This is a genomic window from Pseudomonas sp. lyk4-R2A-8 (assembly GCF_030209095.1).
GTDB lineage: Bacteria > Pseudomonadota > Gammaproteobacteria > Pseudomonadales > Pseudomonadaceae > Aquipseudomonas > Aquipseudomonas quebecensis.
Genome location: NZ_JARVSS010000004.1, coordinates 78581 through 102127 on the forward strand (window position 1 = coordinate 78581; position 23547 = coordinate 102127).

The following is a 23547-nucleotide window of genomic DNA, read 5'->3' on the forward strand; positions in this document are numbered from 1 at the left end:
CAGCCAGTGGACAATGTCGCAAATGCCCCCCTCACAGGAGCCCCCAGAATGTCCGTTCCAAAGACGATGTTTCAACTCAGCGGTCGTGGTTACGCAGCTGCCAACCTCAGCCATGCGACCCTTGTGATCATCGACGCCCAGAAGGAGTACCTCAGCGGCCCACTCGCCCTCTCAGGCATGGACGCGGCCGTGGCCAATATCAAGCAACTGGTCGCGGCGGCGCGCGAAGCCGGGCGCCCGATCGTGCATGTGCGTCACCTGGGCACCGTGGGCGGCCTGTTCGACCCACAAGGCGAGCGCGGTGAATTCATCCCGGGCCTGGAACCTGCCGCTGACGAAACCATCATCGGCAAACTGCTGCCCAGCGCTTTCCATGGCACCGAACTGCTCGACCGACTGCAAAACCTGGGTTCCCTGGACCTGATCGTCTGCGGTTTCATGAGCCACTCCAGCGTCAGCACCACGGTGCGCGCAGCCAAGAACCTGGGGTTTCGCTGCACCCTGGTGGAAGATGCCTGCGCCACCCGCGACCTGCCCTACAAAGGCGGCGTGCTGGGTGCCGAGCAGGTGCAGCAAACCGAAATGGCGATCATGGCCGACAACTTCGCCACCCTCGCCCTGACCAAAGATCTGATCTGATCTGATCGCTGCCGGGATGAGCGGGTTTATTCCCCCGCTCATCCGCCACGCCCTTTCATTTGGCGCATTTACCCCTCCCGCCGGAACAACCTGGGTATCTTCCGGTCGAAGGGCCGATACCCTGGAGGAAAGGTCGGGATGAAGATATCCGATGGTTTTGACGCTCGTCGCTTGCGCCCCAAGGGCCCGAGCAATTGGCGTCTGCGCCTGGTGGCCGGCATTGCCGCGTTGCTGGCGATTGTAGGTGTGCTGTTGGCGGGCGCTGGTGGCGCCGGTCTGTTTGGTCATTCACCGGCGCTTGGCGAGTTGAATGCCAGCCCGGGCGGTTCGGCCCTGCTGCTGGGCATTGGCCTGCTGGTGCTGTGGCTGGGCGTGTGGTTGTGGCGCCGCAGCCGACGCCGCATGCGGCAGCCGCTGTCATTGAACATTGCCTCGCACTTGATGAAGAAGCACGACTAGTGGCGCTTGGATAGCGTTTCCTGCGCCCGGCCGCCGCGATTTAGGTAAACTGCCCGCCCTTCGCGGAGGCTGACATGCAAGACGACGATTTTTCCCTGTTCAAAAACGAGCTGCGCGGCGTCAAGCCGATCAAACACGATCGTGCCGACACCGGTAAACCCAAGGCCGACCGCGCGCAGATCGCCACACTGCGCCAGGCCGCGACCGTGCGCACCGACGCCACCACGGTGGATGGCCTGTCGGACCAGTTCGTGATCGACGTCGGCCCCGAAGACGAGTTGATGTGGGCCCGCGACGGCGTGCAGGAAAGCCAGATGCGCAAGCTCAAGGCCGGCCAGATCCCCTTCGAAGGCAGCCTGGACCTGCACGGCATGACCGTGGAAAAAGCCCGGGAAACCCTGTGGGCCTTTCTCGCCGAAGCGACCAAGTTCGAAATCCGCTGCGTGCGCGTCACCCATGGCAAGGCCGTGCGGCTGGACGGCAAGCGGCCGATGATCAAGAGCCACGTCAACACCTGGCTGCGCCAGCATGCCCAGGTACTCGGCTTTACCTCGTGCCAGGCCCGCCACGGCGGCGCGGGGGCGGTGTATGTGATGCTCAAGCGGACCATGATGGAAGGGCGCGACGAGTAACAAGTGCCGTCGTCGTGCTTGCAGCGATGTGCCCGCCACCGTAACCTTGCGCTTTGCGAAAATCCCACAGGTAGTTTCATGTCCCTGGAACAGAATTACACCGCGATCCTCGGCCAACTCGGCGAGGACGTTTCCCGCGAGGGCCTGCTCGATACGCCCAAGCGTGCCGCCAAGGCGATGCAGTACCTTTGCCGCGGCTATGAACAGACGCTCGAAGAGGTCACCAACGGTGCCCTGTTCAGTTCCGACAACAGCGAAATGGTGCTGGTCAAGGACATCGAGTTGTACTCGCTGTGCGAACACCACCTGCTGCCGTTCATCGGCAAGGCCCATGTGGCCTACATCCCGAGCGGCAAGGTGCTGGGCCTGTCCAAGGTGGCGCGGATTGTCGATATGTACGCGCGCCGCCTGCAGATCCAGGAAAACCTCAGCCGCCAGATCGCCGATGCCGTGTTGCAGGTGACCGGCGCGCTGGGCGTGGCGGTGGTGATCGAAGCCAAGCACATGTGCATGATGATGCGCGGTGTGGAGAAGCAGAATTCGTCGATGATCACCTCGGTGATGCTCGGTGAATTCCGAGAAAACGCGGCCACTCGCAGCGAATTCCTCAGTCTGATCAAGTAACGGGCTGCGTAAAAAAAACCGGCGCTCATCGCCGGTTTTTTTTCGCCTGCACAAATCAGGTAAGCTGCGGCCCCTTCTGTGTTCGGCAAGAGGTTTCAGCCATGTTCGTCAAAGCACTTCGAGTGGGCCTCGGCCACGTCATCATCGCGGGCGATTTGCTGACCCGTCCTCGCAAAAAGCAGCGCCCCGCCGAGCAGCAGGCACAGGTCAACGAAGCGGCCAAGGGCCTGACCCTGTACCAGTTCCACGCCTGCCCGTTCTGCGTGAAGACCCGCCGCACCCTGCATCGCCTGAATGTGCCGGTGGCGCTCAAGGACGCCAAGAACAATGAGCAGGACCGTCAGACCCTGCTGGAGCAAGGCGGCAAGATCAAGGTGCCGTGCCTGCGTATCGAAGAAAACGGCCAGACCACCTGGATGTACGACTCCAAGGTGATCATCGATTACCTGGACAAGCGGTTTGCGGCGATCTGACACGCCTGCACCGCCCCCACCGTCAGTTCGGTATTGGCACATCCAGGTCCAGCAGCGCCGAGCCGAGGCACTTGCCATGGGCATCCAGTGCCAGTGAGCGGGTCACGCCGCCGCGCAGTATCCCCGGCAGCACGAAGTTCAGCGCGTGCACGTTGGGCAGTTCATGGCGCCGCACCGGCGCCGCACCCGGCGTGAGCAGCCCGGCAAAAAACGCGGCGACCCGCTCGGCGGTGAGCTGCTCGCACAGCAACGGGTAATCCTCGGCGCGGTAGGCAATGATCGAGATGTTCGACGTATCGCCCTTATCGCCGGTACGGGAATGGGCCAGAGTGTGCAGTTTCATGCCTGGATCCTCTGGTTGACAGCGTCGCGCGGCAGCAGCAGCGACGCTACCGCCACCACCTGGCGCACGCTTTTGCTGGCACCGCCGCCGCCGGACGGGCCGTTGGTGTACAGGGTTTCCACTTCGTTACCGACGCGCACGGCGTCGCTGCGTTCTGCACAGCGAGCGGCGACGCGCAGGCGCACTTCCCAGGGCTCCACGCTATTGCGCGGACCGTGCAGCGAATCCATGCCGATCAATTCGGCGCGTACGTCCTGCATCTTCACTCCCATCCATTCAAGACGCTTGAGCACCACATCCCGCGCCAACTGCGCCCGTGCGACAGCGCCGGGGCCGCCGTAGGACATCTGCCCTTCCCCGATCCAGCCATCCAGATAGCCCACGCTGACCTTCAACTGCGACGGCCGCCCACGGCCATCGGCGCCCAGAGCGCGCACACGGTCCACGCCCTCCTCGACAAAACTCACCTGGGAAAAGTCCGCAGTCACATCGGGGGTGAGATAGGCCGCCGGGTCATGCACCTCATAGATCAACTGCTCGGTGCAGGTGGCAGCGCTGACTCGCCCACCGGAACCTGCGACCTTGGTGATCACCGCGCCGCCCTCGGCATCGATTTCGGCCAACGGAAAACCCAGCCGCGCCAGATCCTCCACGTCCTTGAACCCCGGATCGGCAAAATAGCCGCCGCTGACCTGCCCCGCGCACTCGAGCAAATGCCCGACCAGCGTGCCACGCCCCAGACGCGGCCAATCGTGCGCGGCCCAGCCGAATTCAAACATCTGCGGCGCAAGGAACAGCGATGGGTCGGCCACGCGACCGGTGATGACAACGTCGGCCTCGGCGCGCAGGGCCTCAAGGATGCCGTCGACGCCCAAGTAGGCGTTCGCCGAGATCACTCGCGCGCCGAGTGAGGCAAGGGTCTGGCCGTTGTCCAGCACCTGCTCGGGACGCAGCAGCGGCAATACGTCGTCGCCGACCACCGCCAGTACTTTGAGATCCAGGCCCAGCTCATGGGCGATGCGCCGCACCTCATCAGCCGCCGACAGCGGGTTGGCCGCGCCCATATTGGTAATCACCCGCAGACGCCGACGCCCCGACTGCGCGCCCACAAACGGCAGCACCCGACGCATGCGCTCGCCCAGCAGCGGGTCGTAGCCGCCCTGGGGGTCGCTGATGCGGGCTTGCTGGGCCAGGGCGATGGTGCGTTCGGCCAGGCATTCGAAAACCAGATAATCCAGGTCGCCGTGCTCGGCCAATTCGACGGCCGGTTCGATGCGGTCGCCGGAATAGCCGGCGCCGGAACCGATGCGCAAAGTGTTCATGTCAGATCACTCCCAAAAGCAACGCGGTCAGGGTCATCAACACTGACGCGGCAAACAGAAACGGAATGGTGAAGCGCTGGTGATCGGCCAGTTCGATTTTGCACAGGCCCACCAACAGGAACGTCGCCGGGGTCAACGGGCTGACCGGGAAACCGGTGGTGTGCACGCCCAACAGCGAGGCCTGGGCCACATGCAGGGGGTCGACGCCGAGGGCCTTGCCGACTTCGGCAATCACCGGCATCACACCGAAATAGTAGGAATCGGGATCGAAGAGCATGCTCAGCGGCATGGATATAAAGCCCACCACCGCCGGGATCAGCTTGCCGTGGCCCGCAGGAATCTGCGCCACCGCTACTTCGGCGATGGCCTTGAGCATGCCGGTGCCCTGCATGATGCCGGTGAACACTCCGGCGGCGAGCAGGATACTGGCCATGGTCAACGCGGTTTTTGCATGGGCATCGATGCGCGCACGCTGGGCGTCCACGTTCGGGTAATTGATGCACAGCGCCACGACGGTGCCGAGCATGAACATCACCACCGGGTCGACCCAACCGGCAATCATCACCACCATCACCAGCACCGTCAGGATCAGGTTGAGCCAGAACAGGCGTGGGCGCCGCAGCTTGAGGTCATCCTCGCTGAGCACGCGTCGCGGCACGGCGTCCACCGTGGACCCCGCGCCCAGGCCCAGGCGTTTTTCTTCGCGGCGGCCCAGCCACCAGGCGCAGGCGAACACAAAGATCAACCCCACGATCTGCACCGGAATCAGCGGCTGGAACAGATCCGCCACCGGCACATGCAGCGCGGCCGAGGAGCGCAGCACCGGGCCGGTCCACGGCAAAAAGTTGACCCCGGCGGCCATGGCGCACACACAGGCAAGGATACGTTTGTCGATGCCCAGCCGCGTGTAGAGCGGCAACATCGCCGGCACCGTCACCAGGAACGTCACCGCGCCGGAACCGTCCAGGTGCACCAGCAACGCGAGAGTCGCGGTGCCGACGACAATCCGTGTCGGGCGCGTGCCCACCGTGCGCAGGATGCGGTCAATGATGGGATCGAGCATGCCCGCGTCGGTCATGATCCCGAAAAACAGGATCGCGAAGACAAACATGCCGACCACGGGGGCGACGTTCTTGATACCGGTGATGTTGAAGGCGCTGGTTTGCAGGCCGAACCCACCGAGCAGCGCGGCGATGATCGGCAAGGCGATCAGCGCCACCAGCGGCGAGAGGCGTTTGCTCATGACGGCAGCGAGCAGGCACAGGATGGTGATGACACCCAGGGTAGCGAGCATGGGGACTCCAGAGCGGCCTTTGGTGGCCGGTTATTGTTTTCCCCGGAGTATTGGAAGCGCGGTAGTCTTTGTAAATTGGAATATTCAGCCCGGCACGTTCGGAAAAACAAAACGATGAAAAATTCTATCCAGCATATCCAGGCCTTTCTCGCCGTCGCCCGCACCGGCAGCTTTACCAAGGCCGCCAGCGAACTGAACCTGTCGCCCTCGGCGCTCACTGTGCAAGTGCAGCAACTGGAAGAGTGGCTGGGCATTGCGCTGCTCGACCGCAGCCCGCGCCACGTCAGCCTCACCACTGCCGGCCAGGAAGCGCGCGGCCCTATGGAAAAACTGCTGCTGGACCTGGATAACATCGTCACCGGCTCGCGCGACCTCGCTGCATTGCGCCGGGGCGTGGTTACCATTGCCGCCCTGCCCTCGGTGTGTGCCGGTAGCCTGCCCCCGGCGCTGCGGCTGTTTCGCGAACGCTTTGCCGGGATCGAAGTGCGCCTGCACGATGTGGTGGCCCACCGCATTCATGCTCGGGTGCGCACCGGCGACGTGGACTTTGGCATCGGCGTGCGGGCCCGGTTAAGCCATGGGCTGGATTTCGTGCCGGTGTTCAATGACCGTCTGTGTGCGTTCGTACCACTGGATCATCCCCTCGCGGCTTTGCCACGCCTGACCCTTGAACAGCTGGCGGACCAGCCGATCATCCTCACCGGCCGCGACAGCAGTGTGCGCGAGCAGGTGGACGCGCTGTTCGACCAGACGCGGCTGAGCATGACGGCCGGCATGGAGGCTAACTACATGTCGACGGTGCTGGCTTTGGTGCGTCAGGGATTGGGGATCAGTGTGTTGCCGGAATCGGCGGCGGACAGCCTGGAGGGGTTACAGCGGATCGCTATCGATCATCCCGGGGTGAGCCGGGAGATCGGTTTGATCTGTCGCAGTGGGACAACACTGAGCCCGGCAGCGCAGCGTTGTTTCGACCTGCTGAACGATGAGTTATCTGGTACGTCATCGAACTGAATGGAGTGATCAGTCCAGCATCGCCACATGCCGGGGATGACTGGCTACCCGCGCCAGCCAAGCCTGCACCGCTGGGTACGGCGCCAGGTCGAAGCCACCTTCGTGCGCCACATGGGTGTAGGCATACAACGCGATATCGGCAATCGAGTACTGATCACCCACCAGATACGGCGTGGCTTGCAGTTGACGCTCCATCACCCGCAGTGCCTTGTAGCCGCCTTTATGGGTGGTTTTGTATTCCTCCAGTCGGTCTTGCGGCATGTTCAGGTAGTACTGGATAAACCGCGCCACGGCGATGTAGGGCTCGTGGCTGTACTGCTCGAAGAACTGCCATTGCAGCACTTGCGTACGCAAACGCGGCTCGGTCGGCAGAAACGCGCTGCCGTCGGCGAGGAAGTTGAGGATTGCGTTGGATTCCCACAGGCAGGTGCCGTCTTCCAGCTCCAGCACCGGGATTTTGCCGTTGGGGTTCTTGGCCAGGAATTCGGCGGTCTGGGTGTCGCCGTTGAGAATGTCGACATTCACCCATTCATACGGGATGCCCAGCAGGTTGAGCATCAATTTGACCTTGTAGCAGTTGCCCGAGCGGTAATCGCCATAAACCTTGTACATGGAGTTCCCCTTATGCCGCTTGCGCGTGCTGTGCTTGACGGATCACGGCGGCCAGACGCATCAGACCTTCGTCCAGGCGGGACGGGTCGATATGGCTGAAATTGAGCCGCAGTGAGCCCAGGTGCTGGTCCGGCTCGGAAAAGAAGGGTTCGCCGGGCATGAAGGCGACGTTCTCAGCGAGCGCGGGCGCCAATAAGGTGCGGGTATCGAGCGGCTGTTTCAAGGTCAGCCAGAAGAATAATCCGCCCTGGGGCACCTGCCAGTCGGCGAGTTCGCTGAAATGCCGTTCCAGTGCGGCCTGAAACCCATCGCGGCGCTCGCGGTAAAAACGGCGCAGTTCAACCAGGTGCTGCTGATAATTTGGCGTGCCGATCCACTGCATCGCCTGCCACTGGCCCACGCGATTGGTGTGCAGATCGGCCGATTGCTTGAGTTTGAGCAGATGCGGGAACAGGTCGGGACTGGCAATCAGGTAACCGACGCGCAGGCCCGGCAGCAGGGTTTTGGACACGGTGCCGGTGTAGATCCAACTGGCCTTGTGCAGGCGGCTGACGATGGGCCGCGCGCTGGCGCCGTCGAAGGTCAGTTCGCGGTAGGGTTCGTCTTCAATCAGGGTCACGCCGAATTCGTCGAGCAACTCGGCGACGGCGTCGCGCTTGGCCTCGCTATAGCGCACCGCCGACGGGTTCTGGAAGGTGGGGATCAAGTAGATGAACGCCGCGCGATGACGCTCAAGCTTGGTGCGCAACGCGGCCAGGTCGGGGCCGTCGTCCTCCAGGGGCACAGTGAGGCAATCGGCGCCGAACAGCTGGAAGATCTGCAACGCGGCCAGGTAGGTCGGGCCTTCAAGCAGGATGGGCGTGCCTTGATCGATATACAGCTTGGCCGCCAGGTCCAGGGTCTGCTGGGACCCGCTGACCACCAGCACCTGGCTGGCCTGGCACGGCACGCCCAGGGCGCGCGCCTCGGCCGCCAGCAATTCCCGCAACTGCGGCTCGCCTTCGCTCATGCCGTATTGGCCGATGTTTAATGGCATATCATCCCAGTTCAACGCCGGCAGCATGCTTTCGGCCGGCAGCCCGCCGGCGAACGACATCACTTCCGGGCGCTGCGCCGCGGCGAGGATTTCACGGATCAAAGAGCTTTTAAGGCGCGTAACACGTTCGGAGAAGGCCATAAGGTCACCGCTGGCGAAAACTGTGGGAAATACGTCAAACTGGTTGACCGAAATTACGACAGCTCACCTGGATACGTCAACATGCTTGACCTTAAAAACCAAAACAGCCAGCAACAAGCCATGGAAGCGTTTTTCTTCGGCTACCAGGCATTCACCGCCAAGGCCGATGAAATGCTCGAACGTCGCGGCCTGAGCCGGGTACATCAGCGCATTGTGTTTTTTATCGCCCGCTACCCGGCCCTGAGCGTGACGCAGTTGCTGGCATTGCTGGGGGTAAGCAAGCAGGCGCTGAACATGCCGTTGCGCCAATTGCAGGAAATGCAATTGGTGAGCAGCGTGGCGTCGCAGACCGATAAGCGCAAACGCCTGCTGGAGCTCAGCGAAGACGGCCGGCGGTTCGAACAGTCTTTGCGCCGCGAGCAGGTGAAGTTGCTGCAGCGCGCTTTCAGTGAAGCCGGCGAAGAGGCGGTGAAAGGCTGGCTGGCGGTGAATATGGCGCTGAGCGCGAATAACTAGAGGTTTGCCTTTCATCTCTTTCGCACACAAAATAGAAAACATTATTTGCTTTCTTTGTATACAAAAGCATAATTCGCTTCGTGCGAGTTCCTGACCTATCAGTCAACAAAACCCGCCGGTAACCTCACAGCGCTTCGCGCTGGCCATAACAATAAAATGCTTGAGGAGTACTCGCTGTGGATAGCCGCAAATCCGAAGCCCCTACGCTGGACCTGTCGCCCTCCTCCCAGGGCGGTTGGCTGGAACGCCTGTTCAAACTGCGCATGCATGGCACCACAGTGAAGACCGAGCTGATCGCCGGCCTGACTACTTTTATCACCATGGCCTACATCATCTTCGTTAACCCCAACATCATGGCCGACGCCGGCATCGATCATGGCGCGGCATTCGTCGCCACTTGCATCGCCGCTGCCCTCGGTTGCCTGCTGATGGGCCTGTATGCCAACTGGCCGGTGGGCCTGGCGCCGGGCATGGGCCTGAATGCATTTTTCACCTACACGGTGGTCGGCACCATGGGCTATCACTGGGAGACCGCGCTGGGTGCGGTATTTATCTCGGGGGTGTTGTTCATGCTGTTGACGCTCTCACGCATCCGCGAATGGCTGCTCAACAGCATTCCGGTCAGCCTGCGCCATGCCATGGGCGCCGGTGTCGGCTTGTTTCTCGGGGTGATCGGCCTGAAAACCGCCGGCATCATCGTCGACAGCCCAGCCACCTTGATCAAGCTGGGGTCACTGCACGAGCCGGCGCCGTTGCTGGCGGCGGTGTGTTTTTTGCTGATTGCGATCCTCAGCTATCACCGTGTGTTCGGCGCGATCCTGATCAGCATCATTGCCGTGACGCTGGCCGGTTGGGGCCTGGGCCTGGTGCATTACAACGGCATCCTCTCCACCCCGCCGAGCCTGGCCCCGACCTGGATGGCAATGGACGTCAAAGGCGTGTTCAACGTCAGCATGATCAGCGTGGTATTCGCCTTTCTGTTCGTGCACATGTTCGACACCGCCGGCACGCTGATGGGCGTCGCGCAACGGGCCGGGCTGGTGAATGCCGACGGCAGGATCGATAACCTGTCACGCGCACTCAAGGCCGACAGCGCCTCCAGCGTGTTTGGCGCCATGGTCGGCGTACCGCCGGTGACCAGTTATGTGGAAAGTGCCGCCGGCGTGGCGGCCGGTGGACGCACCGGGCTGACCGCCGTGACCGTGGGCGCGCTGTTCGTAGCGGCGATGTTTTTTGCGCCGCTGGCGGGCATGATACCGGCCTACGCCACCGCCGGCGCGCTGATCTATGTGGCGATGCTGATGATGGCGAGCATGGCTCATATCAACTGGGACGAAGCCACCGACAGCATTCCGGCGATCGTCACGGCGATCATGATGCCGCTGACGTTTTCGGTCGCCGACGGCATCGCCCTGGGCTTTATCACCTATGTGGCGCTCAAGGCCGGCACCGGCAAGTACCGCGAGATTTCCGTCAGCCTGTGGGTGCTGTGCGCGATCTTCGTCGCCAAATTTATATTTTTATGAAACAGCGGCAAGGGACAAGAGGATGATTTGTCGTTTGCCGCCGCCCCTGGAGCAATGAAATGACCCTTGAAACCTGGCTGCTGTTCAGCGGCGCTGCCTTGATCGTGATCCTGATTCCCGGCCCGTTGTCGCTGTTGATGATCAGCAACAGCCTCAACTATGGCGTGCGCCGTTCGTACCCGGCATTCCTGGGCGGGGTATTTGCCTCGATCTGCCTGCTCAGCGCTTCGGCCCTGGGGCTTGGCGCATTGTTGCTGGCCTCGGAGCAGCTGTTCAGCGCCCTGAAAATCGTAGGTGCGCTGTATCTGTTCTACCTTGCCTGGCAAAGCTGGCAGCAGTCGCGCCAGCCGGCCCAAGGTGCCGACGTGCCGCGGACGGCAGCTGTGCCGCGCTTTCGCACGCTGTTTGGCCGCGCATTCGTATTAGGCGCCAGCAACCCCAAAGACATCCTGTTTTTTGCCGCGTTCCTGCCGCAATTCCTGAGCAGCCAGCAGGCGTTTGTGCCGCAGCTTTTGGTCATGATCGCCACCTGGACCGTGCTCGACCTGCTGTGCAAGCTGGCCTACGGCCTCGGTGCCCATGGTGCGGCGGGCTATCTGCGCAGCGGCCATGGCCAGAGCTGGTTCAATCGCATCAGTGCGGCGCTGTTCGGTGCCGCCGGCGTGGCGGCGCTGATCAAGGCTAGGACGGGTTTACTTTGACAAAATAGACGGTCGGTGCAAGCGTACCGAGGGTAGGCCATTGAACGCCCGCCACGATACGAACCAGGCGGTTTTCTCTCATGGCGCTCTCGACGCCCGCCAATAGAAGCGAATTCGGATTTTTTTTGATCGCGACATTCACCCAACTGTCCGTAAGCCTCGTATTCAAAGGAATACCCGATCGCTCCAGCCAATGCGGGGAGATGTAGTACACCCTGTTTGAACTGGACAGAGGATGAGTCGCGATCAATTCATCAACAGTCCTTCGCCCGCGCAGGACTTGCAGGCGCTGCACGTTGAAACCTTGCTGTTGCAATACGCGCTCGATGCGCGCGCTCTGCGCAGCGCTTCGCTGAGCGGCACGCCCACGGCCGAGACCGCGACCGCGAGCGCGATCCCGCAGCGCAGGGGCCAATCCGGATACGTTGAAGTCAACGCGAGTGAAGCCAGGTGCCTTGCCTTCATAGCCGATGTTTATTGTGTCCTGCCTTTCGGTAGGCCGAAGCAGCCTCAGCAGATCATCCGTCTGGCCAAGCCCATTAGCGGTCGGGGTCAACCAATTATCCAGCGTCGCGCGGATATTGAGCAGGTGAGTGGCGGTGGCCGGGCGAGACGAATCTGCCAGTTCAATCAGCCTCTGCGCGGTGAAGACTCGGCTTTGAGAGGTCATCTCAGGGAAAGCGATGCCGACATAATTAGCCAAGGGCCTGTCGAACTGTACGCTGTGCAGCCTCCACTCACCGGTTGCGCTGCGTGATACCGGAATGGGCTGCTCTCCAAGCGCAGTGGTTGTCCACCGATCAATATCTACATGCGCGCGTGAAACCAGCGGCTCATTCCTGGTGATAAACGCAATGCCATCCAACGGTGCATTGGCTCCCTGGTGGAGCAACCGGTAGTACCCCGCCCCTGCCGTCGTCGGACTGTCGTACGTTCTGCCCACATAGATGACATCGAAGGGAAAATTCGGGGATTCCATATGCACATGAAACGTCCCCATGGACGACGTAGCAGACAACTGCGTCGTGGAGAGCTGCACTTTCCAATCACACCAATAGGTCGTCGGCGCCGGTGATTGACGGATGCGGTTTTCGGTCGCCGCGCGCACCACTGGCGGCCGCCAGTCCGGCACCGGTGACACGGGGGCGCGCCATGGGCTCAGCGCCCCCGCGCTGCTGCCCGGCGCAGGTTGAGGAGCGTCCGCGTCGAGCAACCACTCCCTGGAGTGGCGGATGTTCAGAATCAGTTCGTCTTGCCCTGGCGCGTGTTGATTCTTCAGGCGATACATCGGTTCGTCGCTGCGTCGGTACACCGGGTAATGGTGCACGCCATCCGCCACGAAGGATTCGCCATTTTTCACATAGATACCGTGTTCGCCCGGCGCTTTTAACGCCACCGCTTCGTCAGGCAACCCTTTGGTTTTGAAGCGCGCCAGGGCGTCAAGTTGCGTCACGGGTGACGGCACCACACGGGCGCCTCCACTTGTCGTCACCGGCAAGCGACGCATCCGCGCCAACGCTGTCCTCGATCTGGGCCGTATCGCGCGCGCAGCAGAGCCGCCCACCTTTTTCGGGCCGGGTACAAAATTCAGTAGCAAATCAATCGCCAACACGGTGCTCATAAAGCCCACATCCAGTGCATCTCGTGCGTCACCAAAACGATGAAAACGTCGCGCCGCCAGCAGCAACTCGTAGAAATCGTTGAACATTCCAAAGAGTGGAGAGAAAAAAGCCTTCACCGCCCGGTTGCGGGTATCGCTCTGCTCACCAAGACGGCGAGTGCGGTAGGCTTGCAACGCTTTGCCGGACTGGCTGGCGGCCTGGGTAGTGCGTTGCAGCTCAAGCACACTGGCGCGGTACAGCAATGCCTGGGCGTCGCTGTGGGACGTGGCAACGAGGGCCAGCCAGTCAAGCGGGTCACTGGCAATCTGCTCGAGGGCTTGCTTTTCGATCTCATCCAAAAACGGCACTGGCTCCAGATGTCGAGTGCCAAATGAGCGAATGAACTCGATACCTTGCCAAATGCCTTTGGCCATGACGAACGCCGGTATCAGGTCAAGATAATCAAGGGTCGGGCCAGACTGGTCAGCGCCATCGGGATGGTGGACGACTGCCTCGAATGCCCAGCCGGGTGCGACCTGCCGCGCCAGTGCCTTGACGTTGGCCGGCGACGCACCGAGACGGTTCAGCTCGTCATGGGCATGCTGCAGGCTGCCGTATTCGGTAAGAACCAAATCGTGCGCAGCCTCGGGCCAATACACCACGCAGAGCCCGGTGCGCTTGTCCTGTACCACGACTATTCCCGCAATGTAGCGATCATGCAGCATCGTGTGCCCAATCAAATGCACCACGTAAAGCTGCAGCTCATGCTGGTTTTTCAGCAAGTCTTGCGGCGTGCGTGCCGCCATAGCCGTGCTGAAGACGCTTTGTGCCGCAGCAGTGAGCCCCCGCTGGATCGCCGACAAAAGATGATGTTCATAGCCTGTGCGCAATGCGCGATTCAATAACGCCGGAACACGTCCCACGCCGGGTGCCTGGCTGCCTGCGACACGCGGATAAAAGACCCGAAGAATCGATGCGTCGTATTGCCCGCCGATATCCAGCGAGGACACCATGCGGATCAGATAATCGGCATTCAGCGATTGTTTCCATTCCGGTTGCAGAAAGCGTGCGCGATTGAGTCGCCAGCGTGTCCAGGGCGCCAGCGGGTCGAGGTTATGCATCGCCAGTTGTAACAGACTGAAGGAGGTACGCGTGACAGTCGGGGTCAATTGGATATTGCGGTCGCCTGCGGTACAGCCGCTTGTCCAGCCACAAAAGCTGCCCTGAACGTCATCAGGCAGTTCAATAAAGGGTTGGCCGATATCAAGCTCTGGGGAGATGCCGTCCTCGCGCAATCGGGCAGTCAAAACGCGCCGGGCGAAGGTGTACAAGTCAGGCAGCTCGTGTTCAAGCCCGGTTCTAAAAGCAAAGGTGCCGCTCAGATAAAGTTTTAGCGAGCGCCTGAAACGTTTACGCTGACCACGCGTTGCGCGCGTCAGCCAGGCCGGCATGGTTTTGGCTTCGGACGCGGCCTTGCGCACCAGCTCAATGGCGGCCTGGGCCTGGCTCAGGGCGACGTTGGCAGGAATCTTCAACTGTTGTTCCAGCTCGACGGTCAACAGCGCGCGACTCAACTCGGCATCCTTGACCTCACTGAAAAGACGCACGAGCTCTTCGTGGCTTGTTTGCAGGCGGTCGTAGCTACCAAGCAGTTTCTTGAGCGCGGCCAGCGCAGGCTTGCCCTTGATGTTCAGGTAGCGTACAGCCAATGTTCGATTGGTCGCATGGGCACGCAGATCGCGACGCTTGTCACGCTCGATATAACCCCACAGCGGGGAGTCGTCCCGACTGCCCAGGCTTGCCTTGAGGCTTCGGGTCAGTGCCTCCACCCCGGAAAAAGCCACCACCCCACCGTCCATGCCAAACGCGTACAGCACCACCGGATGCTGGCGGGTCGGAACCCTCATCGCGGGCGCCGTGGTCACCACCCAGACGTTATGCAACGCATAGAAGGCGTCCGGCTCACTGCCCACCGCGATCCAATACACCTGGGCATCGCTGTCGGTGCGTTTGTAGGCCCAGGGCTGCTCCACCACATCAATGACCAGGTCGCGATGCGCCGTGCTTAGAAGCTTGAGCTGGTGCTGCAGGTGAACTTCGCAACGCAGGGCCTCGGTTTGCGCGTTCATGAACAACGTCACACGCCGCGCAGTCCACGCACCGCCTGGGCGCTCAGCCCAAAAACCCAGCTCGAGCAAGCGGGCCCGCGCGCCCTTCATCAACGTGTCCAACGCCTGCGTATGGGCCTTAAGCTGTTCCACCAGCGTCGTGAGCGCCTGATAGGTCGGCGTGTCGGCGCCTGGGTCGGAGGGGTCAAGCAACGCAAGCACCCGTTGTTCGTAGCGCTTTGCCCGTTCCTGTACGGTGCGCAAGGCCAGCCCGGACGTGGTACTGGCGAAGATAATTTCCGCGCGCCGTCGTCGATGATCCCAATCAAGCAATTGATCGCCAAGGGCACCGAGTCGAGCGCTGCCGACCATTTGCTTCCTGAACCCCTCCGCGTATGCGAGCAGACGCACGGCGTCCAGCGGCGGTGGCCGGGGCCGATCACTGGAAAACACGTGCGCGTGGTTGACACTGACCGCACAGGCCAATTCGTTGCTCGATTGCCCTGTGAGCAAGGCCTGCGCGCCCAGTTCTAACGCATTGCTCATCACCTCAAGGCCGCGCATGACCGTGGAGGCTGCCGACAAGTCAGCAGGCCTGCATAACCCGTTACGACGGTTTAACGGCAGGCACTGCCACAGGTCGTGGAGCCGAGACGATTCCAGCTCCAGCAAGCCGCACTGAAGGCTTGCGAAAGAGCGATACTCGTAGAAATTGCGCGCCGCACCCGGCAGGTGAATAACATGGGGCGCATCCACCGGGTCGCCTTCACGATAGAGGTGCAGTGCGCCCGGGATCGCTACCGCCGAGGTACCTGGCCACATCAACTGAGCCACGCGCACACTGGCCCAGTCACCGCCCGCGCGCTGGCGCGCCTCGGCGGTCGGCGCATCGATCAGCGCCTTTACCATGGCAATACCTGCACTTGACAGTTCATCAAGTTGGCGCGCCATAAACGCCTGATCGGCGAACAGCTGCGTGTATAAATCGACCCAACGCTCCCGCCGTGTGCGCCAGGAACCCTGGGCCGGCGTGTCCCAATAATCGCTCACCGCGTGGGCCAGGCGCTCGAAAAGCCGCATTGCGATAACTCGTCGCAGCACTTGCAGCGGTGTATACGGCAACCGACGTTGCGGCTCTCCTTCGATGCTCAGGACGGTAAATTGATTGACATTGATCGACACCGAAGGCAGCACCAGCAGCAACAAAGCCCGCTCCGTCAAACTGTCCACTTTGTGGACCACCCCAGGCGCCTTGGTCTCAGTAAACAACAGGCGGTCGGGGTCAACCTCGAACGCTTTGCGCAGCTCTGCGCGGATCACCGTCAACACCTTGGGCGAACGCCCTATCAGACGAGAGAGGGCTTGGGTCGACTCTCGGCAACGGCGCTCGGCAAGACCGATCTGATTTATCAGGCGGCTGGGATGGGCGCAGGTGTTGACTCGTCGGGTCAACTGGTCGCGAATGAACTGCGACGCTGCTTCGACCGCGGCGTCGGAATCAGCGCCGTCGGGTGGTGACAGGCTGAAGGGCGGTGAGGACATAGCGTTTTCGTCTCTATGATGAAAAGGCCAAGCCTATGCACCGCAGCGCCTCAAGGGGCGCTAGATAGTTGAATGTGTGACGAAAGAAAAAAAGCCCGCAGTGTGGGCGGGCGAAACCAACGAAGAGCTTTGGGGGTGATGCGCGGTGACGACTCAGCTACCGCGATAGGTCGAGTAGCTGTAAGGCGAAATCAGTAAGGGCACATGGTAGTGATCCTGTTCGGCGCTGATGCCGAAACGCAGCACCACTACGTCCAGAAAGGCCGGCTGCGGCAGTTGCACGCCGCGGGCGCGGTAGTAGTCGCCCGCGCTGAACTGCACTTGGTAGACGCCGCTGCGATAGTCGTCGCCTTGCAGCAGCGGCGCGTCACAACGGCCGTCGCTGTTGGTCACCGCAGTGGCCACCAGTTCCAGTTGCGTGCCTTCGACGCGGTACAGTTCGACCTTGATGGCGCTGCCGGGGCAGCCGTGGGCCGCGTCGAGTACGTGTGTGGTCAGTCGTCCCATGGGTCGGGGCTCCGTTCAGTCAGGTCAATGAGGCCGCACTTTTTCAGGGCGAGAAAAACGTGGCGATGGCTGATTAAGACACTTTCAACGAAAATTGTACACAATAAAAATGACAAATTTCAGCCTGCGCCGCTTGGCCCAGTGCTGGTGTTTGAATTCTTGGTAATCCTCGCTTTTGAACGACCTTTTAGACATTTACTGACCGACCGGGCAAGTTTCTTGCAGTGCTAAGCTGTGCAAGCGGTCTGGAAAAAATGCGGAAATACAGGCTTACAAAGTGGCTATCAAGTTGTATACAATCAGCCCATCGCTGTGACGCCACCCAGTCTTTCCGCTGGCCGCCACACACTCGCTACCACGCACAAGAAGGAAGACTGCAGTGAGCGCTGACTACCCACGCGACCTGATCGGTTACGGCAGTAACCCTCCTCATCCCCACTGGCCGGGCAAGGCGCGCATTGCCTTGTCGTTCGTACTCAACTACGAAGAGGGCGGTGAACGCAACATTTTGCACGGCGATAAAGAGTCGGAGGCGTTCCTTTCGGAAATGGTCTCGGCCCAGCCGCTGCAAGGCGAGCGCAACATGAGCATGGAGTCGCTGTATGAATACGGCAGCCGTGCGGGGGTGTGGCGCATCCTTAAGTTGTTCAAACAATTCGATATCCCGCTGACCATCTTCGCCGTGGCCATGGCCGCCCAGCGTCACCCGGACGTGATCCGCGCCATGGTCGCCGCCGGTCACGAGATCTGCAGCCACGGTTACCGCTGGATCGACTACCAGTACATGGACGAAGCGCAGGAACGCGAGCATATGCTCGAAGCCATCCGCATCCTTACCGAACTGACCGGTGAACGGCCACTGGGCTGGTACACCGGGCGCACCGGCCCCAACACCCGGCGGCTGGTGATGGAGGAAGGCGGCTTTCTCTATGACTGCGACACCTACGACGACGACCTGCCTTACTGGGAACCGAACACCCCCACCGGCAAGCCGCACCTGGTGATCCCCTACACGCTGGACACCAACGACATGCGCTTCACCCAGGTGCAGGGGTTCAACAAGGGCGATGACTTTTTCGAGTACCTCAAGGATGCGTTCGACGTGCTTTATGCCGAAGGCGCCGAAGCGCCGAAAATGCTCTCCATCGGCCTGCATTGCCGTCTGATCGGTCGCCCGGCGCGCCTGGCCTCGCTCAAACGCTTTATCGAATACGCCAAAAGCCACGAACAGGTGTGGTTCACCCGCCGCGTCGACATCGCCCGTCACTGGCAAGCCACTCACCCTTACAAGGGAGCGGCGAAATGACTGCGTTCCGAACCCTGCAACCCTCGACCTTGAGCCGTGATGCTTTCGTGCAGGCCTTTGCCGATATCTACGAACACTCGCCATGGGTGGCCGAAAAGGCCTTCGACCTGGGCCAGGACGCGTCGATCGATCAGATCGAAACCCTGCACCAGCGCATGAGCGATATCCTGTTGAGTGCTGATCACGCCTCGCAACTGGCGCTGATCAATGCTCACCCCGACCTGGCCGGAAAAGCTGCCGTCCAGGGCCAACTGACCCAAGCCAGCACCGATGAACAAGCGGGCGCGGGTATTCACCAATGCACGGCCGAAGAGTTCTCGCGCTTCACCGAGCTGAATGAGGCCTACAAAGCCAAGTTCAAGTTTCCCTTCATCATGGCGGTAAAAGGCAGCAACCGGCATCAGATCCTCGCCGCGTTCGAAACGCGCATCCACAATTCGGCAGACACCGAGTTCAAGTGCGCCCTGGACGAGATCAACAAGATCGCGTTGTTCCGTTTACTGACCCTCTAAACACCATCCCCAGCCACTCTATCTAAGGCAGACAAGAAGAATGAAAGCGCAACCCGTACCTTTCGAAAAGTTCGTCAACCTGGCCGACGCCCGCTTGGGCACCAAGATCATCTCCGTAACCGATGACTGGTTCGCCGACGCCAACCGCTTGTTCCAGCCGACCCCGGCCGTGTGGAAGGAGGGCGTGTTCGATGACAACGGCAAGTGGATGGACGGCTGGGAGTCGCGCCGCAAACGCTTCGAAGGTTACGACAGCGCAGTGATCCGCCTGGGCGTGCCGGGTTCGATCAAGGGCGTGGACATCGACACTTCATTCTTCACCGGCAACTACCCGCCGTCGGCCTCCCTGGAAGCCTGCTTCCTGGCCTCCGGCGAGCCGGACGCAAATACCCAGTGGACCGAAGTACTGTCGGCCGTCGAGCTGCAGGGCAACAGCCACCACTACCACGAGATCAACAACGACCAGGCGTTCAGCCACTTGCGTTTCAACATCTACCCGGATGGCGGCGTGGCGCGTCTGCGTGTGTACGGCGTGCCGTTCCGCGACTGGTCGGCGGTGGGCGACAACGAACAAGTCGACCTGGCGGCGGCGCTCAACGGCGGTCGCGCCCTGGCGTGCTCCGACGAACACTTCGGCCGCATGAGCAACATCCTCAACCCAGGCCGTGGCATCAACATGGGCGATGGCTGGGAAACCGCGCGTCGCCGCACGCCAGGCAATGACTGGGTGATTGTCGCCCTGGGTCATCCGGGCGAGATCGAAAAAATCATCGTCGACACCCTGCACTTCAAGGGCAACTACCCGGACACCTGCTCGATCCAGGGTGCTTTCGTGAAAGGCGGCACCGACAGCCAGATCGAAACCCAGTCGCTGTTCTGGCGCGAACTGCTGCCGGCGCAGAAGCTGGAAATGCACGCCGAACATACCTTTGCCGAGCAGATCAAGGCGCTGGGGCCGATTACCCACATCCGCCTCAACGTGTTCCCGGATGGGGGTGTAAGCCGCCTGCGCGTGCTGGGCAAGGTCGCTAAATAAGCGGTGAACCCAATCGCGGGCAAGCCCGCTCCCACATTTGGAATGCATTCCCCTGTGGGAACGGGCTTGCCCGCGATAGCAATAGACCAGACAACACAGAACTCGGATAAGAAGACAGCCATGCGCACACTGATGATCGAACCCCTGACCAAAGAAGCCTTCGCCCCTTTCGGAGACGTTATCGAAACCGACGGCAGCGATCACTTCATGATCAACAACGGGTCGACCATGCGCTTTCACAAATTGGCCACGGTCGAAACCGCGAAGCCGGAAGACCACGCCATCATCAGCATCTTCCGCGCCGACGCGCAGGACATGCCGCTGACCGTGTGCATGCTGGAGAGACACCCGCTGGGCAGCCAGGCTTTCATTCCGCTGCTCGGCAACCCCTTTCTGATCGTGGTCGCGCCACTTGGCGATGTACCTGTATCAGGCTTGGTCCGCGCCTTCGTCACCAACGGCAGGCAGGGCATTAATTACCATCGCGGCGTCTGGCACCACCCGGTGCTGACGATCGAAAAGCGGGATGACTTCCTGGTGGTTGATCGCAGTGGCACAGGCAATAACTGCGATGAGCATTTTTTCCAAGAGGATGAGCGGTTGATCCTCGCCCCCCACCAATAAGAGAAGGCCGGATCACCCGACAACAAGGGTGACAGGCGAGAGGTAAAGACTGTGGAAGCACATCTGTTGGAATGGCTGAACCTGAGCGTGCGCTGGGTTCACATGATCACTGGCGTCGCCTGGATCGGCGCTTCGTTCTACTTCGTCTGGCTGGAAAACAACCTCAACCGCGTCAACCCCAAGGACGGCCTGGCCGGCGACTTGTGGGCGATCCACGGTGGCGGCATCTACCACCTGGAAAAATACAAACTGGCCCCGCCGACCATGCCGGACAACCTGCACTGGTTCAAATGGGAAGCCTATTTCACCTGGATGTCGGGCGTCGCGCTGCTGTGTGTGGTGTTCTACTCCAACCCGACCTTGTACCTGCTGGCGCCGGGCAGCAGCCTCAGTGGTCCGCAAGGCGTGTTGCTGGGCATCGGCTCGCTGTTCGTCGGCTGGTTTATCTACTCCTTCCTCTGCGACTCGGCCCTGGGCAAGCGCCCTGCCCTGCTCGGCTTCATCCTGTTCGTGCTGTTGATTGGCGCCGCGTATGGCTTCAGCCAAGTGTTCAGTGGGCGCGGCGCTTACCTGCACGTAGGCGCGGTGATCGGCACCATCATGGTGGGCAACGTGTTCCGCATCATCATGCCGGCACAACGCGCGCTGGTGGCGGCCATCGCCGAGAACCGCACACCCGATCCGGCCTTGCCGGCCAAGGGCCTGCTGCGCTCGCGCCATAACAACTACTTCACCTTGCCGGTGCTGTTCATCATGATCAGCAACCACTTCCCGAGCACCTACGGCAGCCACTACAACTGGCTGATCCTGGCCGGTATCGCGGTGGCGGCGGTGTTGGTGCGGCATTACTTCAACACCCGGCACAACAGTCAGAAATACGCATGGACCCTGCCGGTGGGCGCGTTGGCGATGATTTGCCTGGCGTATGTGACCGGTCCCAAGCCGGTCGCGGAAGTGGCCAAGGCACCGGCGGCCATCGAGTACCAGCCACTGCCGGAAACCGCCCTGGGCGGTGGTGCCAAGCCCGCCGCGCCTGCTGCGGCACCGGCGCCTGCGCCTGCGCCAGCCCAGGCGACGGTGGATTTCGACAAGGTGCATGGGGTGATCCAGGAGCGCTGCGCCGTATGCCATTCGGCCAAGCCCACCAGCCCGCTGTTCAGCACCGCGCCGGCCGGCGTGATGTTCGATACACCGGCGCAGATCCAGCAGCAGGCGGCGCGCATCCAGGCCCAGGCCGTGGCGAGCCAGATCATGCCGCTGGGCAACATTACCCAGATGACCCAGCAGGAGCGCGATCTGATCGGCACCTGGATCAACCAGGGGGCGCATACCAACTAACAGCCTGGTGCAACTCCAAAATGTGCGAGGGGGCTTGCCCCCTCCCACAGGTGACTTGCAGTGGTTTAGAGATTGCGTTCCACACAATACAAAAATAAAAAAGATTCGAGGTGTTGCATGTCCCCGTTAGAACCGCAGACTCCTGCCGCGCCCGCCATGGTGCGGCTGCCCCTCTTGCAACTGATTCTGGTCGGCCTGCAACACGTCTTGTTGATGTACGGCGGCGCCGTCGCCGTGCCTCTGATCATTGGCCAGGCCGCCGGCCTGAGCCGTGAAGAAATCGCCTTTCTGATCAACGCCGACCTGCTGGTGGCCGGCGTCGCCACCATGGTGCAGTCGTTCGGCATCGGCCCTCTGGGCATTCGCCTGCCGGTGATGATGGGCGCCAGTTTCGCCGCCGTCGGCAGCATGGTCGCCATGGCCGGCATGCCCGGTATCGGCTTGCAGGGGATCTTCGGCGCCACCATCGCCGCCGGGTTCTTCGGCATGCTGATCGCGCCGTTCATGTCCAAGGTCGTGCGCTTTTTCCCACCGCTGGTGACCGGCACCGTGATCACCGCCATCGGCCTGTCGCTGTTCCCGGTGGCCGTGAACTGGGCCGGTGGCGGCAGCGCGGCGGCCACCTTCGGCGCCCCCATCTACCTGACGATTGCCGCGTTGGTGCTGGCCACCATCCTGCTGATCAACCGCTTTATGCGAGGCTTCTGGGTCAATATCTCGGTGCTGATCGGCATGGGCCTGGGTTACGCCCTGTGCGGCGTCCTCGGTATGGTCGACCTCAGCGGCCTGGCGCTGGCACCGTGGGTGCAGGTGGTGACGCCGCTGCATTTCGGCATGCCCACTTTCGAGTTGGCGCCGATTCTGTCGATGTGCCTGGTGGTGGTGATCATCTTCGTTGAGTCCACCGGGATGTTCCTGGCGCTGGGCAAGATCACCGACCGCGAGGTCACGCCAAAGATGCTGCGTCGTGGCCTGCTGTGCGACGCCGGCGCGTCGTTCGTGGCCGGGTTCTTCAACACCTTCACCCATTCCTCGTTCGCCCAAAACATCGGCCTGGTGCAGATGACCGGCGTGCGCTGCCGCTCGGTGACGATCATGGCCGGGGCGTTTCTGATCGTGCTCAGCCTGTTGCCCAAAGCCGCTTACCTGGTGGCGTCGATTCCGCCGGCGGTGCTGGGCGGCGCGGCGATTGCCATGTTCGGCATGGTGGCGGCCACCGGCATCAAGATTCTGCAGGAAGCCGATATCGCCGACCGCCGCAACCAGTTGCTGGTGGCGGTGAGCATCGGCATGGGGCTGATTCCCGTGGTGCGCCCGGAGTTCTTCGCCCAACTGCCGCTGTGGATGAGCCCGATCACTCACAGCGGCATCGCCATGGCCACCCTCAGCGCGTTGTCGTTGAATGTGCTGTTCAACATCCTCGGGGGCGCCGAGCGAGCGGTGGTCGAGCACGCGCACACCTGAATGCCCCATCATCGCGCTGTACGCCCTGTAACAGCGCGCTTGAGGCCAGGCAGGGTTATCAGTATTCTCCGCGCCCGCTCGAATCGATTGCTCTTCAACGCGTTGGCGCGGCTCTTGCTAAACCCATAAAAGCTGACCGATCAGACGATATTCACAGCGAACCAAAGGCGCCGCATCAGA

At 61.6% G+C, this 23547-nt stretch carries 22 protein-coding genes; 15 read left to right on the forward strand and 7 right to left on the reverse strand.

Features of this window, described 5'->3' with window-relative positions; genetic code table 11:
- The first annotated feature begins 48 nt into the window (after positions 1-48).
- The 5 genes from QRN10_RS04730 to QRN10_RS04750 all read left to right on the forward strand — a co-directional run bounded on the left by QRN10_RS04730 (position 49) and on the right by QRN10_RS04750 (position 2827).
- Positions 49-639, forward strand: a complete 591-nt coding sequence (locus QRN10_RS04730; protein ID WP_181075704.1) for a cysteine hydrolase family protein — start codon at positions 49-51, stop codon at positions 637-639.
- Positions 640-777: 138 nt separating this feature from the next.
- Positions 778-1098 (forward strand): hypothetical protein, encoded by a 321-nt coding sequence (locus QRN10_RS04735; protein ID WP_034099345.1) that lies wholly within the window; start codon positions 778-780, stop codon positions 1096-1098.
- 74 nt (positions 1099-1172) lie between these two features.
- Entirely contained in the window at positions 1173-1730 is a 558-nt protein-coding gene (locus QRN10_RS04740) for a Smr/MutS family protein (RefSeq protein WP_181075706.1), read from the forward strand.
- Positions 1731-1808: 78 nt separating this feature from the next.
- Positions 1809-2354: a GTP cyclohydrolase I FolE gene (folE, locus tag QRN10_RS04745; protein ID WP_003236739.1), complete on the forward strand. Its 546-nt coding sequence runs from the start codon at positions 1809-1811 to the stop codon at positions 2352-2354.
- Positions 2355-2455: 101 nt separating this feature from the next.
- Entirely contained in the window at positions 2456-2827 is a 372-nt protein-coding gene (locus QRN10_RS04750; RefSeq protein WP_181075712.1) for a glutathione S-transferase N-terminal domain-containing protein, read from the forward strand.
- A gap of 22 nt (positions 2828-2849) precedes the next feature.
- Here QRN10_RS04750 and QRN10_RS04755 read toward each other — a convergent pair whose 3' ends face one another.
- Genes QRN10_RS04755 through QRN10_RS04765 form a run of 3 tightly spaced genes read right to left on the reverse strand, consistent with a single transcriptional unit; the run spans position 2850 to position 5786 of the window.
- Positions 2850-3170, reverse strand: coding sequence for an AtuA-related protein (locus tag QRN10_RS04755; protein WP_181075714.1), 321 nt, complete (start codon positions 3168-3170; stop codon positions 2850-2852).
- Positions 3167-4492 (reverse strand): acyclic terpene utilization AtuA family protein, encoded by a 1326-nt coding sequence (locus tag QRN10_RS04760; RefSeq protein WP_285427932.1) that lies wholly within the window; start codon positions 4490-4492, stop codon positions 3167-3169. The genes QRN10_RS04755 and QRN10_RS04760 overlap by 4 nt, the downstream gene beginning before the upstream one ends.
- 1 nt (position 4493) lies before the next feature.
- On the reverse strand, positions 4494-5786 hold the full coding sequence (locus tag QRN10_RS04765) for a CitMHS family transporter (protein ID WP_285427933.1): 1293 nt from the start codon (positions 5784-5786) through the stop codon (positions 4494-4496).
- Positions 5787-5900: 114 nt separating this feature from the next.
- On the opposite strand from QRN10_RS04765, the gene QRN10_RS04770 reads away from it, so the two are divergent.
- Positions 5901-6797: a LysR family transcriptional regulator gene (locus tag QRN10_RS04770; protein WP_285427934.1), complete on the forward strand. Its 897-nt coding sequence runs from the start codon at positions 5901-5903 to the stop codon at positions 6795-6797.
- A 9-nt stretch (positions 6798-6806) separates the two neighbouring features.
- Here the strand turns inward: QRN10_RS04770 and QRN10_RS04775 are convergent, their stop codons facing one another.
- Together QRN10_RS04775 and QRN10_RS04780 are read right to left on the reverse strand one after the other, a co-directional pair.
- Complete coding sequence (locus QRN10_RS04775) at positions 6807-7409, reverse strand: glutathione S-transferase family protein (protein WP_253508697.1); 603 nt, start codon at positions 7407-7409, stop codon at positions 6807-6809.
- 10 nt (positions 7410-7419) lie between these two features.
- A complete protein-coding gene (locus tag QRN10_RS04780; protein ID WP_285427935.1) occupies positions 7420-8586 on the reverse strand; it encodes an aminotransferase-like domain-containing protein in 1167 nt (388 codons plus the stop codon).
- Between the two features lie 81 nt (positions 8587-8667).
- Between QRN10_RS04780 and QRN10_RS04785 the strand changes: the two genes are divergently transcribed.
- From QRN10_RS04785 to QRN10_RS04795, 3 genes are all read left to right on the forward strand, one after another.
- Entirely contained in the window at positions 8668-9102 is a 435-nt protein-coding gene (locus QRN10_RS04785) for a MarR family winged helix-turn-helix transcriptional regulator (protein ID WP_285427936.1), read from the forward strand.
- 263 nt (positions 9103-9365) lie between these two features.
- A complete protein-coding gene (locus tag QRN10_RS04790) occupies positions 9366-10628 on the forward strand; it encodes an NCS2 family permease (protein ID WP_370694781.1) in 1263 nt (420 codons plus the stop codon).
- A gap of 59 nt (positions 10629-10687) precedes the next feature.
- On the forward strand, positions 10688-11329 hold the full coding sequence (locus QRN10_RS04795) for a LysE family translocator (protein ID WP_181075730.1): 642 nt from the start codon (positions 10688-10690) through the stop codon (positions 11327-11329).
- Here QRN10_RS04795 and QRN10_RS04800 read toward each other — a convergent pair.
- Positions 11310-16580 carry a dermonecrotic toxin domain-containing protein gene (locus QRN10_RS04800; RefSeq protein ID WP_285427937.1) on the reverse strand — a complete coding sequence of 1757 codons (5271 nt, stop codon included), beginning with the start codon at positions 16578-16580 and terminating at the stop codon, positions 11310-11312. The genes QRN10_RS04795 and QRN10_RS04800 overlap by 20 nt on opposite strands.
- A 153-nt stretch (positions 16581-16733) precedes the next feature.
- The gene (gene uraH / locus QRN10_RS04805) at positions 16734-17087 is read right to left on the reverse strand and encodes a hydroxyisourate hydrolase (RefSeq protein ID WP_181075732.1); all 354 of its coding nucleotides are present in this window, start codon (positions 17085-17087) and stop codon (positions 16734-16736) included.
- A gap of 379 nt (positions 17088-17466) precedes the next feature.
- Between uraH and puuE the strand changes: the two genes are divergently transcribed.
- The 6 genes from puuE to QRN10_RS04835 all read left to right on the forward strand — a co-directional run bounded on the left by puuE (position 17467) and on the right by QRN10_RS04835 (position 23367).
- On the forward strand, positions 17467-18393 hold the full coding sequence (puuE, locus tag QRN10_RS04810) for an allantoinase PuuE (RefSeq protein ID WP_181075734.1): 927 nt from the start codon (positions 17467-17469) through the stop codon (positions 18391-18393).
- Positions 18390-18905: a 2-oxo-4-hydroxy-4-carboxy-5-ureidoimidazoline decarboxylase gene (uraD, locus tag QRN10_RS04815; protein WP_181075736.1), complete on the forward strand. Its 516-nt coding sequence runs from the start codon at positions 18390-18392 to the stop codon at positions 18903-18905. The genes puuE and uraD overlap by 4 nt, the downstream gene beginning before the upstream one ends.
- Positions 18906-18945: 40 nt before the next feature.
- Positions 18946-19941 carry an allantoicase gene (alc, locus tag QRN10_RS04820; protein WP_253508705.1) on the forward strand — a complete coding sequence of 332 codons (996 nt, stop codon included), beginning with the start codon at positions 18946-18948 and terminating at the stop codon, positions 19939-19941.
- A gap of 120 nt (positions 19942-20061) precedes the next feature.
- Positions 20062-20565, forward strand: coding sequence for an ureidoglycolate lyase (locus tag QRN10_RS04825; protein ID WP_181075740.1), 504 nt, complete (start codon positions 20062-20064; stop codon positions 20563-20565).
- Between the two features lie 51 nt (positions 20566-20616).
- Positions 20617-21903, forward strand: coding sequence for a urate hydroxylase PuuD (locus tag QRN10_RS04830; protein WP_181075742.1), 1287 nt, complete (start codon positions 20617-20619; stop codon positions 21901-21903).
- Between the two features lie 117 nt (positions 21904-22020).
- A complete protein-coding gene (locus QRN10_RS04835; RefSeq protein WP_285427938.1) occupies positions 22021-23367 on the forward strand; it encodes a nucleobase:cation symporter-2 family protein in 1347 nt (448 codons plus the stop codon).
- Positions 23368-23547 lie beyond the last annotated feature (180 nt).

Coding starts and splice junctions, on each gene's coding strand:
- QRN10_RS04825 (WP_181075740.1), top strand. CDS start 20,062: ATGCGCACACTGATGATCGAACCCCTGACCAAAGAAGCCTTCGCCCCT.
- QRN10_RS04760 (WP_285427932.1), bottom strand. CDS start 4,492: ATGAACACTTTGCGCATCGGTTCCGGCGCCGGCTATTCCGGCGACCGC.
- QRN10_RS04770 (WP_285427934.1), top strand. CDS start 5,901: ATGAAAAATTCTATCCAGCATATCCAGGCCTTTCTCGCCGTCGCCCGC.
- QRN10_RS04740 (WP_181075706.1), top strand. CDS start 1,173: ATGCAAGACGACGATTTTTCCCTGTTCAAAAACGAGCTGCGCGGCGTC.
- QRN10_RS04835 (WP_285427938.1), top strand. CDS start 22,021: ATGTCCCCGTTAGAACCGCAGACTCCTGCCGCGCCCGCCATGGTGCGG.
- QRN10_RS04735 (WP_034099345.1), top strand. CDS start 778: ATGAAGATATCCGATGGTTTTGACGCTCGTCGCTTGCGCCCCAAGGGC.
- QRN10_RS04795 (WP_181075730.1), top strand. CDS start 10,688: ATGACCCTTGAAACCTGGCTGCTGTTCAGCGGCGCTGCCTTGATCGTG.
- QRN10_RS04765 (WP_285427933.1), bottom strand. CDS start 5,786: ATGCTCGCTACCCTGGGTGTCATCACCATCCTGTGCCTGCTCGCTGCC.
- QRN10_RS04730 (WP_181075704.1), top strand. CDS start 49: ATGTCCGTTCCAAAGACGATGTTTCAACTCAGCGGTCGTGGTTACGCA.
- QRN10_RS04790 (WP_370694781.1), top strand. CDS start 9,366: ATGCATGGCACCACAGTGAAGACCGAGCTGATCGCCGGCCTGACTACT.
- uraD (WP_181075736.1), top strand. CDS start 18,390: ATGACTGCGTTCCGAACCCTGCAACCCTCGACCTTGAGCCGTGATGCT.
- alc (WP_253508705.1), top strand. CDS start 18,946: ATGAAAGCGCAACCCGTACCTTTCGAAAAGTTCGTCAACCTGGCCGAC.
- folE (WP_003236739.1), top strand. CDS start 1,809: ATGTCCCTGGAACAGAATTACACCGCGATCCTCGGCCAACTCGGCGAG.
- uraH (WP_181075732.1), bottom strand. CDS start 17,087: ATGGGACGACTGACCACACACGTACTCGACGCGGCCCACGGCTGCCCC.
- QRN10_RS04785 (WP_285427936.1), top strand. CDS start 8,668: ATGCTTGACCTTAAAAACCAAAACAGCCAGCAACAAGCCATGGAAGCG.
- QRN10_RS04750 (WP_181075712.1), top strand. CDS start 2,456: ATGTTCGTCAAAGCACTTCGAGTGGGCCTCGGCCACGTCATCATCGCG.
- QRN10_RS04775 (WP_253508697.1), bottom strand. CDS start 7,409: ATGTACAAGGTTTATGGCGATTACCGCTCGGGCAACTGCTACAAGGTC.
- QRN10_RS04755 (WP_181075714.1), bottom strand. CDS start 3,170: ATGAAACTGCACACTCTGGCCCATTCCCGTACCGGCGATAAGGGCGAT.
- QRN10_RS04780 (WP_285427935.1), bottom strand. CDS start 8,586: ATGGCCTTCTCCGAACGTGTTACGCGCCTTAAAAGCTCTTTGATCCGT.
- QRN10_RS04800 (WP_285427937.1), bottom strand. CDS start 16,580: ATGTCCTCACCGCCCTTCAGCCTGTCACCACCCGACGGCGCTGATTCC.